The organism is Fibrobacter sp. UWEL, assembly GCF_900142535.1.
GTDB lineage: Bacteria > Fibrobacterota > Fibrobacteria > Fibrobacterales > Fibrobacteraceae > Fibrobacter.
The window spans coordinates 130,400-145,244 of the sequence record NZ_FRBE01000006.1 but is presented as its reverse complement, the minus strand read 5'-3'; the positions used below and the strand labels follow the sequence as shown (position 1 = coordinate 145,244).

Sequence of the window (14,845 nt, the reverse complement as noted above, 5' to 3'; positions counted from 1 at the left end):
AAAGCATCGGGCTTTTTTGTATATTCAGGGGCATGGAAAACGATTCTTCTGTTGTTGCTCTGCCGGCTGATTCTGCCAGTAATTCTGTTGCTATCCAGGATAATGCTCCTGAAATCCAGATGCCCACTCCCGAACAGCTGGGTATTGCTGTTTCTGCAGGGGTAAAGGACGCTTCTGGGGCTGTAATGCCCTTGTCGGTAACGGTGGGGGATACCATCGAGTATCCGGTTACCGTAAGCTGGAGCGTGCAGGGTAGCGCCTTGCTGGTGGTTCCTACGGGTACAGCCTCCGCAAAGGGGCTTACGCAGGTGGGCGTCAGTCAGGAATCCGCCCGTAGTGTAAAGGATGGTAAGGAAATTGCCTCGATCACTTTCAACTACAAAATTGTGGCTCAGGATACGGGCAACTTGAGTATTCCTGTAATGAAGTTTGAAATTCCCACCCAGATGGGGCAGCCCTTGACCTTGCGTACGGAAAGTGTGCCGGTCCGTGTGGACGGGCCTGTGAGCGTGTTGCCTGCTGTTGTAGGCGGGGCGGTGGCCGCGGTGGTTCTTCTGGCTGGTTTATGGCGTGTAAAACGCAGGGCTGCAAGCCGTGCGGCCCAGGCGGCGAAAAAGGCTAGCGAAACCGCTCTGCAGGGTAAGATGATCATCCTGAAGCAGCGCGTCAATTCTGCGGATAGCAGGCAGTGGATTCTGGAACTGGAAGGAATCTGCAAGGAATATGTGGCGGAAAAACTGTTGCTGGATGCCGAAAAGGTAAACCTTGAATCCTTGCAGAAGCATGGCGATCTGGAAAAACTTGGAAATTCAGATGGCTGGGCTACCTTGCTGGAAGAATTTGCCCATGCCCGCTATGGGGGCGGTAAGCGTGACGGTTTCGAGAATAAGGAAACCTGGAAGCTGGCCATGAAGCTAATGGGAATTGAAGAAGAATTATGAATTACGAATTATGAACTCGTAACTCATATCTCATAATTCATAACTCATAACTCATATCTCATATCTCATATCTCGCGCTTTGTTGGTTTTCTTTTTGAGAATTTGTTAAATTCAGTGTGAAAAAATTTTAGAGGAATAAAGTAAATGGATATTCAGGAACTTTCTGAAAAGATTCGTCAGCAGAGCGCCTTCTGCCAGAATCTGCTGCGTGAAGTGGAAGACACCGTCATTGGCCAGAAGGCCATGGTGGAAAGCATTCTGACCGGTATTTTGGCCGATGGTCACGTTCTTCTGGAAGGTCTTCCGGGCCTTGCAAAGACTACCGCGGTGAAGGCTTTTGCAGATGCAGTCTCCCTGGACTTTAAGCGTATCCAGTTCACTCCGGACTTGCTGCCGGCGGACTTGCTGGGTACTACCATCTATAACGCCCGCGAAGCAAAGTTTGAAACCCGCAAGGGCCCGCTGTTCACCAACTTGGTGCTGGCAGACGAAATTAACCGTGCTCCTTCCAAGGTGCAGAGTGCTCTCCTGGAAGCTATGCAGGAACGCCACATCACCATCGGTGACGAAACCTTTAAGCTGGATGAACCTTTCCTGGTTCTCGCAACTCAGAACCCCATTGAACAGGAAGGTACCTACCCGCTGCCCGAAGCCCAGGTGGACCGTTTCCTTTTGAAGGTGAAGGTCTCTTATCCCAACAAGTCCGACGAAATGCGCATCCTGGATGCTGTTGCAGGCGCAGGCCTTCGTCAGCCCAATGCTGTTGCCACCAAGGAAGATATCCTGAAGGCTCGTGAACTGGTGAAGCAGGTGTATGTGGACGAACGCGTCCGCGAATACATCGTGAATCTGGTTCTCGCTACTCGCGATCCGGGTAGCATCAAGCGTTCTGACCTGGTGGGCTTCATTGAAGTGGGTGCATCTCCTCGAGCCTCCATCGGTCTTGCCCAGGCATCCAAGGCTCATGCCTTCATTCAGGGCCGCGCCTATGTCACGCCGGAAGATGTGAAGGCCGTGGCTATGGAAGTGCTCCGCCATCGTATCATCCTGAGTTACGAAGCTGAAGCCGAAGAAGTTTCCGCAGAAACTGTGGTCCAGAAGATCCTGGACTCTGTGGAAGTGCCGTAAGGCTTTCTCTCTAGGTGAAAGAGGTTCCCGTCAAAAACGGGAACTTTTTTATTATTCCTTCTGTATGAAATGGTTCGCTTTTCCCATTACCCTAGCTGTTGTATTCCTGCTGGGTGCCTGTTCAGATTCTTCTTCGGGAAGTTCTCAAACGAAGGAGGGTTTTTCTGTGGTGGCGGACCCTGTACATGCGGGAATGTTGCGCGTGAATCCTGCTGGGGAGTTCGCCCTGCTGGGAAGTAACGATTCGGATGCTCGTCCTAATGAAAAGCCCCAGATGGCGGTGAAGCTGGATTACCGTTATTCTCTGGCTGTGCAAGAAGTGACTTGCGGAGATTATGCGGCAATGGCTAAACGGGAAGGTCGGGAAATTGCCTCTTCTTGCGATTCGGATAGCTTGCCTGTTGTGGATGTGACTTTCTATGACGCGGTTCTTTATGCCAATGCCCGCAGTAAGGCGGAAGGCTACGATACGGTTTATTCCTATGTGGGAAAGAGCTTTTCCCGAAATAACCGGTGTGTTCATTTGGATGGACTTGTTTTTCATCATGAGGTAGAGGGCTATCGTTTACCGACGGAAGCGGAATGGGTTTATGCGGCTTCCAAGGGATGGAATCCTGCAGGGGGCTGGAATGCATCTAACTCTGATGGAAGAATGCACCAGGTCTGTACATCCGAGGTGGACGAGTTTGGCTTTTGCGATTTGGCGGGAAACGTACTGGAATGGGTGAACGACTGGTTGGGCCCCTTGAAGGATACGACCATCGTGAATTATATAGGAGCTTCCCAGCCTAATGATCTTGAAGAAAAAGTGGTGAAGGGCGGCTACTACTCCAATTCTCCAGAGGGAATGACTCTTTACAGTAGAGGGAGTACTTATTCTGTCTCTCCGGTATCTGCGGAATCCTATTTGGGATTTAGACTGGCTTTTGGATCAATTCCTGATGCCTGTTCCTCTGCGGGGGATGGAAATGGACTGGAAAGTACTTTCTTTATTGAGGCGCCTGTAGAATCGATTAAGAAATGGATGGGAACTTATCGAAGTGTACTTGCCTTTAGAAATCATGAGAGTGGAAACTTGTGCTTTCTGGATTATCGAAAGAACGTCTTGAATGTGGTTGAGATAAGTGATTCCATTCAGGTTTATCATCCGGATATTTCGCCTGATGGTTCTAAGGTGGCTTTCTGTACGGTTCCGGAGGGGACTGGTGGAAAGTCCTCCGTCTATGTCAGAAATCTAGATGCTGAAGGAAGCAGGCTTGTAAAGTTGGATGTGGAAAGTGCAGCTATTCCCCGCTGGTATGTAGATGAACATCAGGATACCTCCATCATCTATGTGGATAATGCCGGAGACAATTCCGATGAAGCGGAGTTCCTGAAGGCTAATACCTGGAAGGTGCCTTTCCAGAACGGAACTTTTGGAAAGCCCGAGAAAATATTAAGTGGCGCCTATCATGGCGGCGTATTCGGAGAGGGCTCTTTCGCCGTGTCGGGTTCCAGACTGTTGCGTGCTTTTGTGGAGGGCGAACATAAGGTCTGGTATGACGAAAAACAGGCCTGCAATGTTTCTCTCTCGAAGGATGGTGCGTCAAAGACATTGTTCCTGGACTTTGGCGGTAAGGATGCCTCTGGTGAAAAATATGGCGTTCACGATCGGTTGCTTGTGGTGGATTCCAGCGGTCAGATGATTCATTCGATTCCTGCTCCTGATGGATACTCCTTCGATCATACGGAATGGACAAATCGGGAGGATTTGGCGGTTGCATCCCTGACCAATTTTAACGGGGTTCATAAAACTCTAGCGCTTGTGAATTTACGGGACTCCAGTGTCATGGATTTGGTGAGCGGCACGGAAGTGTGGCACCCTTGTTTCTGGGCGAAGCCTAGGGTTGCCTATGATGGGGACGTGCTGGATGTGGATAGTGCTGGAATCTACTTGGGTGAAAACTATGACGAGAATGTAAGGCTCTTTAGCTTAAAGATGCGCATGTTCTGGGATTTGAAGGATGAGGTGGAATTAGTGGCGCTGGGAACGTCCCGTACGGAAAAGGGGCTTGATCCCAGGGAACTGTCTATGCCTGCGCTGAATATGGGCCGTTCCGGCGGGGAACTCTGGGAGAACTTGCATATATTGGCAAATTATGTTTTGCCTCAGATGAAGAATATGAAGTACCTGGTGCTGGAGGTTTCGCCAGATTTGTTACAGAGTCCTAAGAATTTTAGATTCGAGAAGGTTTTTGATCAGGCGGTGGGCTTCCAGTATGATGCTAATCATGATTTCTGGAGGGATAGCGTCCCTCGGGGTTTTGTGGATATCGTGGATGAATACTGCCCTTATTCCAGAAAGGACTCTGTGGAGATGGTTTCTACCAGAGGGCTGCTGGAAATGGAGCCGGAGGGCTGGGGATCTACTATCAGTTCCTGGGATTCCGTATTTTGTGACGAATGTGAACTGTCTCGCATAGCATCCTTGGATAGTATCCGTGATGTGGTGGAGGGGACGAAAGAAACTGGATTACAGATAATTGCGTTAATTTATCCGCAATCTCCCTTGTATAGGGAATCTGGACGGTATGGACATTTCGGCCTCCAGCGTAGCGTGGCTAAGGTGACCGTAGATTTCCTGGATTCCTTGGCGAAAGCTTACCCTCACTTTACCCTGATGGATGAAAATAAGTTCGGGGACCATGATTATGGGGATGAAATGGCTTCTGACGATGGCCATCTCAGTAAATTGGGGGCTATCAAGTTGACTCGACGTCTTGATTCCCTCATATCTTACTATCTTTAGGGCGAAAAAGGGCTCAGGGAGACTCCCTGGGTAGCTTATTTCCTGTTTAACTAATAGACCTGTTTGTAGGTCACTAACAAAACGAAGGATATATGGCAAATCGTGTTGTAATCGGCTCCCAGTGGGGTGACGAAGGTAAGGCCAAGGTTGTGGACTTCTTGACTCTGGACGCAAATATTGTTGTGCGTTTCCAGGGCGGTGCTAACGCTGGCCACACTGTGGAAGTAGGTGACAAGAAGTTTGTGTTCCACCTGATTCCGTCTGGCATCATGCATGATGACAAGATTTGCGTTATCGGTAACGGCGTTGTGCTGGATCCGATTCAGACTCTCGCAGAAATTGCTGACCTCCACACTAAGGGAATCAACCCCGAAGGTCATCTGTTCATCGCTGACAATGCCCAGGTGGTGCTGCCGTACCACTCTGCTCTGGACAAGGCTAAGGAAAAGAAGGCTGGTAAGGCTGCTATCGGTACTACCGGCCGCGGTATTGGCCCCTGCTACAGCGACAAGGTGAACCGTATTGGTGTTCGCGTTGGCGACTTGATGGACGAACGTGAACTGCGCCCCCGCGTTGAAGCCATGGCCAAGGTTCACAACGAAGAATTCAAGGTCATGTACGATGTTCCCGAAATTGATCCGGAAGTGGTGATCAAGGATTACCTGGAACTGGGCCAGAAGATCAAGCCTTTCGTTCGCGATACTAGCGCTCTCCTGTTCAAGGCTGTTAAGGAAGGCAAGAAGCTGGTGTTCGAAGGCGCTCAGGGTACTATCCTTGACGTGGACCAGGGTACTTATCCGTACGTGACCTCCAGCAACACTGTTGCTGGTTATGCAAGCTGCGGCGCAGGCATTGGCCCCACCGCTATCGACCAGGTCGTGGGTGTTGTGAAGGCTTATACCACTCGCGTTGGTAACGGTCCGTTCCCCACTGAACTTCTGGACGACATGGGTGAAACCCTCCGTAAGATTGGTAACGAATACGGTGCAACCACCGGTCGTAATCGTCGCTGCGGCTGGTTCGACGCTCCCGTTGTTCGCAAGGCTGCCATCGTGAACGGCCTGACTCACCTGGCTATTACCAAGCTGGACGTTCTGGATACTTTCGACACCATCAAGATCTGCACTCACTACGAATGCGATGGCGAAAAGATCGAAGTCTTCCCGAACCAGCTGTCCAAGGTCGGTCGTTGCGTGCCGGTTTACGAAGAAATGCCGGGCTGGAAGTGCGATACTACCAAGTGCCGCAAGCTCGAAGATCTTCCGGAAAATGCAATGAAGTATCTGAACCGCATGGCAGAACTTGTTGGTGTGAAGATTGGTATGATCTCTATCGGTGCTAAGCGCGATCAGAGCATCATCGTTGACATGGACTAATTAAGCGGTAAGAGAGGTTCTCATGGATAATAACGTTGTTGGTTTGCTGAAGGGTGTTGAACTCTTTTCTGAATTGAACGAGGAACAGCTGGCTATGCTGGCTAACCTGGTTGTTGTCCAGAACTTCAACCGTGATGAAACGGTGGTGCTTGAAGGTGATAGCTCTATGCAGGCTCTCTACCTGATTGCCTCCGGTTCTGTCCAGGTCTATATGACTGGCGTGGATGGTCGCGAGACCATCCTCTCTTTCCTGGAACGTGGCGACTTCTTTGGTGAAATGTCCCTGATTGACGGCGAACCCAGGTCCGCTTCCGTCCGTACGGTGACTGACGCTCAGATGTTGATTATTCATCGTGAGTCTTTCATCCAGTTGCTTCGCCAGACTCCAGAAATTTCCATGGCTCTCCTGAGCGAAATTAGCAAGCGTCTGCGTAAGGCCAACAAGCAGATCGGTTCTCTGTCCACCATGTCCGTTAGCGGTCGTGTGGCTGGCACCCTCCTGAACTTGATGGAAGAACGTGGCGTTCGTATCCATACGGATAACGGCACGATGGTGACCGTGATCCACAACCGTCCTACCCAGCAGCAGCTGGCTGACATGTCCGGTACTACTCGCGAAACCGTGAGCCGTATTTGCTCCATGCTGGTGAAGGCTGGCGCCATTGCCATGACGGGTAAGGATATCGTCATTTTCGACGAAAACGCTCTGCAGGAAAAGGCTGCCAAGGGTTAATCCCTAGGTGAACGTTTTATGGATAAATTAAAGTCGATTTTGAACAAAGTCCGCAACGCTGCGGTTTCCAAGGCCCTGTTGATTTGGGTGGTTTCCGTAATCGTTCTGGTTTTTGCTGTTGATAACATTATCATGCCTGCTTTCTCGGGGGCATTTGCAAGTACGGGTGCAGTTCCCAACCTGGAAGGGATGGATCAGGCTGCCGCTGAAAGCGCACTGACAGAAGCTGGTTTTAAGTTTGAATGGCTGGAAGAAGGCCGTTACAGTTCTACTATTCCCGCAGGTAAGGTTCTGGTGCAGATGCCCGTTGCTGGCCGCACTGCAAAGCTGGGCCGTACGGTTCGCCTGACCAAGAGCATGGGCCTCCGCGAAGTGGAAATTCCCGATCTTCGCGGCAAGAGCCAGAAGCAGGCAAGCATTTCTCTGAGCCGTGCTGGACTTGTCCAGGGTGAAACCATCAAGGGCGCCCACGCCTCTATTCCTCGCGGTGTGGTGATTCGTACTGTTCCCATGGCGGGTGAAAAGGTTCGCATTGGCGATACGGTGAAGGTGGTGATTTCTGCAGGTGCAACCACAGGTAAGGTTCTTCTTCCCGATTTTACGGGACAGCAGCTGGATGATATTTATGCCCAGCTGGAAAGCCTAGGCTTGAATTTGGGCAAGGTGACCCGCAAGAAGGATTCTGAAGGTCTTCGCCCCGGAACTATTCTTGAATCTTCTCCCAAGTCCGGTGACTATTTGAATCCTGGCTATAAGGTTAATTTCGTAGTTGTGGATTAGAATGTCGAAGGTTCGCTTTCTTTACGTGTGCTTGATCCTCACGGCGTTTTTTTTGAACGCCTGTAGTTCGGCACCTGCAAAGAATGGCGTAGCTCTCACTTCTGCGGATTCCGCGGCTATTGCGGTGGCTGTTGCAAACCATGGCAAGACCGTGCAACCCGAAGTTCCTAAACTCCCGAGCAATATTGACGCTGCCCACGAAGCCTTTATTCACGCCCAGGAAGCGGATCTTCGTGGGGACAAGGCCATGTCTGCCGAGTTCTGGCAGCGTGCTGCTGAGTTTGATCCCTACAACCGTTATCTTGGCTTTAAGCTTGCTGAAAAGTTGATGGCCGAGGGACAGGATTCCCTGGCTTTCATTCAGGCTAAGTGGTCTAACGATCAGAAGGGTAAGATTACCTCTGCACAGCTGGGCTTGCTTGCCCGCCTGTATGTGCGCGAGGGTCTGGTGGATTCTTGCCGCAAGTATTTTACTGCAGCGCTGGATTCCGCACGCAATCAGGATACGGGCCTGCTTTATGACTACAGCCTTTTCCTGGAAGCCATCAAGGACCATAAGGAACTGGTCCGTGTTTACGATCTCTTGCTGCCTCATGTGAATTACCTGCCATCCCTTTTCCAGAGACAGGTGAACCTGCTGGTGGAAATGCAGAAGGATTCTGCAATTATTGATTTGTTCTACAAGGCTCACGAGACTACTGGAGATAAAAGACAGCTTTCCCAGCTGGTGGAAATGCTGATGTTCCAGAAGCGACTGACTGAAGTGAATGCAATTGTGGATACCATTACGGGCTCCACGGAATATGACGACAATATGGTTCTGAGCTTGGCTCAGTACCACGCCCAGAATTCATCGGATTCTGTGGCCTATTCTCTCCTGAAGAAGAAGTATTACGAAGACGGAATTCATACTCCCAAGGTTTCCAATTTCCTGGGTCATTATGAACATATGAATGGAAATGTGGATAGCGCCAAGGTCCATCTGCAAATGGGGCTTACGCAGGTGGGGGATCCCAAGAGCTACGTTATTGGCGCCTATCAGAGCTTGATCAGCATTGCCATCAACGAGAAGAAGTATGGAGAGGCGGTTCGCTACGCAGAAGCCATGGATTCTGTTTCCGGTGGTGCAGACTTGAACATTCTCGCCTTGACCTATTCTATCGATAAGCAGTACAAGAAAGCTTATGCCAAGTTCGATTCCTTGATTGTATTCTGGGATAACTGGAAGCCTATGGAAGAAGTGGTGGATTCCGTTTCCCTGGCGAAGATGGTACGAACTGCCGAAATGAAGAAGGTGGATGTTCGTTTCTGGTATGCAAAGACCCTTTGCGAAGAAGCTCAGGATCTTGAACACGAAGGTCCTTTTGATGATACCCATGTGGCGAAGGCTGAAAGTAATCGAGTGCGCGCCAATCAGTATTTCGAATACGTGCTGAAACGTGCGCCGGGTTATCAGAATGCTCTTTATCGCTATGCCTCAAACCTGGAACGGTTGAAGCGTTATGACGAGGCATTCTCCTTGCTGGAAGGCTTGCTGAAGGATGGCAATCTCCAGGGTAATGAACTGGTCGCTGCCCTGAACTATTATGGTTATTCCCTCATTGACCTGAACCGAAATGAAGCCGAAGTGCAGAAGGGCATGGAGCTTGTTACGAAGGCTTTGGAATTGGACCCGAAGGACGAGGCTATCATGGATTCCAAGGCATGGGGGCTTTATCGAATGGGCAAGTTTGCGGAAGCTCTTGAATTGATGTCCCAGCTGAAGGATCCGGAACTGCAGAAGGACCGTGTTTACTGGGAACATATGGGCGCTATTTACGAAGCTTTGGGAAAGAAGGCTGAAGCGACTCAGTCCTACAAGAAACTCCTGAAAATTAAGCCGAACCATCCGGAAGCCCTGCGGTTTCTGAAAAAGAAAAAGTAGGCGGTAGATGTTGCGCTTGCTTTTGCTAGCGGCTTTTTGCTGTGCACTGCTGGTGGGCTGCCATGGCGGTGCCAAGCCTGCTGTAGATGTCCCCCAACAGAAAGATGTAGTGGAAGTTCCCCAGGATAGCCTGCGGGCAAAGTTCCTTTTGACTCTGAAAGGACCGGATGGCAATATGCAGGAACTGGATGCGGTGCTGTTCTCTGTGCCTGGCAAACGCTACCGTATGGAACTTACGGGTCCTTTGGGCATAGGGGTTGCCTCTCTCCTCTGGACGGAAGAGGGATGGACCATGACTTTCCCCACGGAAAAGCTTTACGCCAAGGGAAACGGCTATATGGTTGGCCTCCTGATGGATGAAAGTATCCCGCTGGTCCATATCCACCAGGTGGCAGGGCTCTTTAATGGACAGCTCCTTCCGGAAAAGTACGAGGTGGTGGATGGTGGATTGGAACTGCCTGACAGCCTCCAGAATGGAACCTACGCCCAGGAATCTACGGGAAAGTTCTTCGCCTTCGGGAAGCGTGGGGAAGAAATTGCGTGGCTTTGCCGTATGGGACGTGATGGAAAATTGGAGATCCTGAAGTTCCTGGACTATAAGGAATTTGAGGGAAAAACATTGCCCAGCCAGATTGTTTTTGAAAAAGAGGGTGCAACTTTCCTGAAAATCAGAATGAAAAAGGTCTCTCACAACAAGTCCTTTAGCATGGGCACCTGGCGATTGAACGTTCCCCGCAGTTTTACCCAGATCGGGCTGTAGCGCCTTCCTCTGGATTTTGTAGATTGAGGATGTGATGAAAAAGTTTTTGAATTTGTTTTTGCTGACGGCATTCTTCCTTGCTCCTGCCGCTTTTGCTGTGGACACTCTGGAAGTGTTTGCCATGCGTGTGCAGTTTGCCAAGGAATCTCCCGATAATTCCCTTACCACAGGGCTGGGACATTTTGATTCCGATTCTACCCATAAGAAGGACTACAAGCTGGATCCTACAGGTCGTCGCGGCTCCGCTTCTTACTGGAAGAAACATTTTGAATTTGCCAATTCCTACTTCAAGGCCGCAAGCCATGGCAATTTGGTAATCAAGTATCGCATCTTCCCGGAAGGGGGAAGCAGCGCTTATGAGTTGAAAAAGCAGATCATTGACTACAATCGCACCAGCAAGCTGAAGGGCGAGAAGACTGCGGAATTTGACGAAGCTCGTAGCCGCGACTATCTGCAGTTCGTGTATGACGCCGTGATGGCCTCCCATCAGCCTGGAGATTCTCCTTTTGAGATTCCCCTGCCGGAAAATTCCAATACCAAGCGTGCCTTCATGATTATTCATGCGGGGGCTAGCCGCCTGGTGGATGGCGGTAGCATGGGTACCAACCATGCGGATACTCCTGCGGACTTTATGGACGTGTATATTGACGGGGCGAACTGGCAGTATTTGCCGGATTCCCTGAAGAATGTCTCCACAACTCCTGATACGGTCCAGACTTCTGCAGGCAAGGATTCTGTACGTGCTGTTGCAGATGGTATTCTTCTGGAAGGCGCTGCCTTCGATACTTTGAAGGCGGTGATGATTGTCAGTGAGACCGCCTCTCAGGATGGTTTGAACTGGGGCGTGAACGGTATTATGGTGAACCAGATTGCAAAGGCTCTTGGTCTCCCGGATACCTACGATACTTATAAGGGCATTTCTCGACTGGGCTATTTTGACTTGATGGATTTTGCGGGCTATAATGCAGGAAACGGATTCTTGCCCTCTATGCCTGCTGCCTGGGAACGCGCCTATATGGGCTGGTCCAAGGTGAAGGAAGTCCGTCCTACGGCAGGTAAGCCTGTGACTGTTGACGTGGTCGCTGCAGGAAGTTCCGAAGACGGCGTGGAAATCCTGAAGGTTCCCCTGAATGCCTCTGAATACTTGCTCATCGAAAACCGTCAGCGCTCCTGGAATAAGGACGGCACCGTAAGCGTTACCACTGGCGAATCTGATGAAGGGGACGAGACGGATGTGACGACGGTCCCCGTGGATAGCTTGCATCTTGTGTTTGAGGATAGCATTTCCAATGATGGAAAACGTGTGGTAAACAAGTCCAAGGCTAGCGGCATCATTACGAATGTCAGTTCCTTCGATGCAGGCATTCCTGCCAGCGGCATTGTGGTATGGAAGGTCAATGAATGGTATCTGAAGGAAACCTTGCCCTATGGCGTTGCCAATTTCTGGGGCGGCGATACCCTTCGGGATCATCAGTTCGGTATTTCCATGGTGGAATCGGATGGTGTCCTGAGTATTGGAAAGACATTCAAGAATGCCTTGGGTGAAGATACTTACGACTACGGCGCAGGAACGGACTTGCTTCCTCACCAGCGTGTTGCAACCAGTAGCAGCTCCAAGAAATACGATGTGGTGGACTTCATTGGTGCAACGGGTTATGCCAACACCATGACCACTCAGGGTGGCTATACGGGTATCAAGATTTCTGTTGCGGTTCCCGAAGATGCCCGCAAGGAAAAAACTGCAAATGCATTCCTGGGCGATAGCGTGATTAACTATGGCGCCTTGAAGCTTTCCGTTACCATTTCTATTGACGATGGAAGTATTGCCGGCAGTTCCTTCCCCCGTGATATTGGCTTGAATACGGCTGTACGTGGCGCAGTCTTTGTGGATAATCCTGACGAGGACGGGGAAAAGATTGTGGTAGTGGGTGCCGAAGACGGTACTCTCCAGGCATTCTCCGCCATGGGTGATACTCTCTTTGATGCGGATACTGTGGTAAAGAAAGTTCAGTTGCTGAATAAGGCTGAAGAAAAGGATGTTTCTTTGTATCGAATAGGTTCTGGTTATGGACCGCTGGTGGGTATGGCTGGTGATGGAAAGAACGTTTATTCTCTCTACCAGCAGATGCTTGTCCGCACATCCTTTGAAAGTAGTGCCCTTCCCATGCAGAAGGAATTTCGCCTGGCTGATACGGCTACAGTGGGTCCCATGATTCATGGTGACCAACTTTTCTATGCGCACGGCAAGATTATCGATCGTGTGTCCTTGAAGAATGGTGAAATGAAATTGAAGTCAGATCCTTCTGTATTGACCCGGACTACCGATGTCCAGGATATGGCCCTCTGCCTGGATGGGGATAGCGTTTCCATTGCTTCCGTTGATGGAAACGGATCTATTATCATTGTCCCTGTCGGTGACGGTCATGGCTTTATTCCGGCAACCACCAACCAAAAGGAAACTGGTAATTTAAGCGGGGAAAAATTCCGTATTGTCTGTACGGACTTGAATCGAGATGGTAAGAACGAAGCGATTGCAGTTGGTAGCCGCGGTTTCGTGCATGCCGTGTCTAACGAAAAGACCTTGTGGACTAAGAACTACAAGCGTGGCGCTGCTGGTACCAGTGGACTGAAGGATGAAACTTCTGGCATTGCCCTAGGTGACATTAACAATGACGGCTATCCCGAAGTAGTGTTCCTGGGTGACAACCTGGTGTATGCTCTGGATCGTTTCGGTCTTCCTCTGGCAGGATTCCCGGTGAAAATTACCAAGGGAACGCCGGTATTTGGCTTCTATAGCGATCCCCTGATTGTAGATGTGACGGGCGATGAAATTCCCGAAATTCTCGTTCCCAGCAATGGCGGCCTCGTGTATGCCTTTACCGGCAAGGGCAAGCAGGTGACGGAACAGTTCCCTGTTTCCATGGGTAGCTATGAAGATCTGGATGCCATTTCCCAGCAGAAGCCCATGAGCATTTTCGTGATGGATGCCGTTTCGTCCAAGAAGTCCAGCGGTCCGGAAATTTATGCATTCCATCGTAGTAGTGCTACCGCGCGTCGCCTGCAGAAAGCTTCTGAAGACGCCGCTGAAAGCAGTTCTGCCTGGACGCTTCCTGCGGGTGGCAATGAACGTACCGGTTATCTGGATGCATCTAAGTTGAAGGACGTTGAAGATGTTAAGGCTAAGGATGTAATCAGCGAATTCTTTATGTTCCCCAATCCGGTTCGTGGCGGTATTGCCCAGGCACGTTTTGAAGTAGGTGCTGAGGCGAAGTCCGCTACTCTTGAACTGTTTGACATTACGGGACTTTGCGTTTTCAAGAAGAAGATGAGCGACGTGGTGGCTGGCCGCAACCAGTTTGAAAATCTTGACCTGACTGCTCTAGGTTCCGATGTATACACCGCACGTCTTCAGGTGAAGTTTAAGTCCGGCAAGACCAAGAAGAAACTGTACCGCGTAGGTGTAATCCGCTAATGAAATCCTTATGGGGAAAAGCCTTGTTCCTATGGGCTGCAGTCTTGATGGTTGCAGCTTTTGCGGGCTGTTCTACCCCAACTGGCGATGAAGTTGGGGATGACGATTACACTCCGAATTCTGGGACAAACCGCCCTAAGTCTTCTAGCAGCGTTGTGCAATCCAGTTCCTGCGTTCAGGAATCCAGCGATTCCTCTTCGGAAGAGGGTGGAGACGCTTTTGCGAACTTGGATTCCTTGGTACGATTCGTTCAGATCCCTGCGTCGAAACTGAACCGCAGTACTGTGGTTTTTAGTGTGGATGCTTTTGAAATTTCCCAGACGGAAGTGACGCAAGAGTTGTATGAGTTGGTCATGGGGGTGCTTCCTGAAATGAGGCAAGTCGGGAACAAAATTGCTGTTGCCAATGTGAATTGGTATGATGCGGTTTTATTCTGTAATGCCTTGTCAAAATACGTGGGCTTGGATACTGCGTACATTTATGAAGAGATGGGGGATTCCCGCTATCTGAAAAACTTGACCATTGATTATGACGTAAAGGCTGTACGTCTGCCTACGGAAACGGAATGGGAGATTGCGTGCCGAGCAGGAACTACCACCACTTATTATTGGAATACGGCATCCGCTTCCAAGTATGCGTATTACGTACAAAAGAATGGTCCTGCCGAGGTGGGACAGTTTTTGCCCAATGATTATAATTTGTACGATATGGGCGGTAATGTGGCAGAGTGGACCAATGATTGGTATGACTCCTATCCCGTAAGGTCTACTGAAAACTATAGGGGCCCGGAAACGGGAAAATATCGCGTTGTTCGAGGTGGGGGCTGGTCCCAGACGGCTTCCTCCATGGCCTCCGCTGAACGGGACAAGAGAGACCCTTTATTTGAAAGCGAAATTGTGGGATTCCGTATCTCTGTAAATCGCTAAATTGCTAAATTAACGGG

General features: G+C 50.2%; 10 protein-coding genes. All 10 read left to right on the top strand.

Translation table 11 applies throughout. The features are described 5' to 3' along the window. The first annotated feature begins 32 nt into the window (after positions 1 to 32). Entirely contained in the window at positions 33 to 941 is a 909-nt protein-coding gene (locus tag BUB59_RS05870; protein WP_073226917.1) for a BatD family protein, read from the top strand. Positions 942 to 1,085: 144 nt separating this feature from the next. Further along, positions 1,086 to 2,069, top strand: a complete 984-nt coding sequence (locus BUB59_RS05865; protein ID WP_073226914.1) for an AAA family ATPase — start codon at positions 1,086 to 1,088, stop codon at positions 2,067 to 2,069. 64 nt (positions 2,070 to 2,133) lie between these two features. Next, entirely contained in the window at positions 2,134 to 4,857 is a 2,724-nt protein-coding gene (locus BUB59_RS05860) for a TIGR02171 family lipoprotein (protein WP_073226911.1), read from the top strand. 92 nt (positions 4,858 to 4,949) lie between these two features. Then, positions 4,950 to 6,233, top strand: coding sequence for an adenylosuccinate synthase (locus tag BUB59_RS05855; RefSeq protein ID WP_073226908.1), 1,284 nt, complete (start codon positions 4,950 to 4,952; stop codon positions 6,231 to 6,233). 22 nt (positions 6,234 to 6,255) lie between these two features. After that, positions 6,256 to 6,966 (top strand): Crp/Fnr family transcriptional regulator, encoded by a 711-nt coding sequence (locus BUB59_RS05850; RefSeq protein ID WP_073226905.1) that lies wholly within the window; start codon positions 6,256 to 6,258, stop codon positions 6,964 to 6,966. 18 nt (positions 6,967 to 6,984) lie between these two features. Continuing rightward, on the top strand, positions 6,985 to 7,746 hold the full coding sequence (locus tag BUB59_RS05845) for a PASTA domain-containing protein (protein WP_073226902.1): 762 nt from the start codon (positions 6,985 to 6,987) through the stop codon (positions 7,744 to 7,746). 1 nt (position 7,747) lies between these two features. Then, entirely contained in the window at positions 7,748 to 9,670 is a 1,923-nt protein-coding gene (locus BUB59_RS05840) for a tetratricopeptide repeat protein (protein WP_073226899.1), read from the top strand. Between the two features lie 7 nt (positions 9,671 to 9,677). Then, on the top strand, positions 9,678 to 10,430 hold the full coding sequence (locus tag BUB59_RS05835; RefSeq protein ID WP_073226896.1) for a hypothetical protein: 753 nt from the start codon (positions 9,678 to 9,680) through the stop codon (positions 10,428 to 10,430). 34 nt (positions 10,431 to 10,464) lie between these two features. Next, entirely contained in the window at positions 10,465 to 13,902 is a 3,438-nt protein-coding gene (locus BUB59_RS05830; protein WP_073226893.1) for a hypothetical protein, read from the top strand. Then, positions 13,902 to 14,828, top strand: a complete 927-nt coding sequence (locus tag BUB59_RS05825; protein ID WP_073226890.1) for a formylglycine-generating enzyme family protein — start codon at positions 13,902 to 13,904, stop codon at positions 14,826 to 14,828. Before BUB59_RS05830 ends, BUB59_RS05825 begins: the two co-directional genes overlap by 1 nt. Positions 14,829 to 14,845 lie beyond the last annotated feature (17 nt).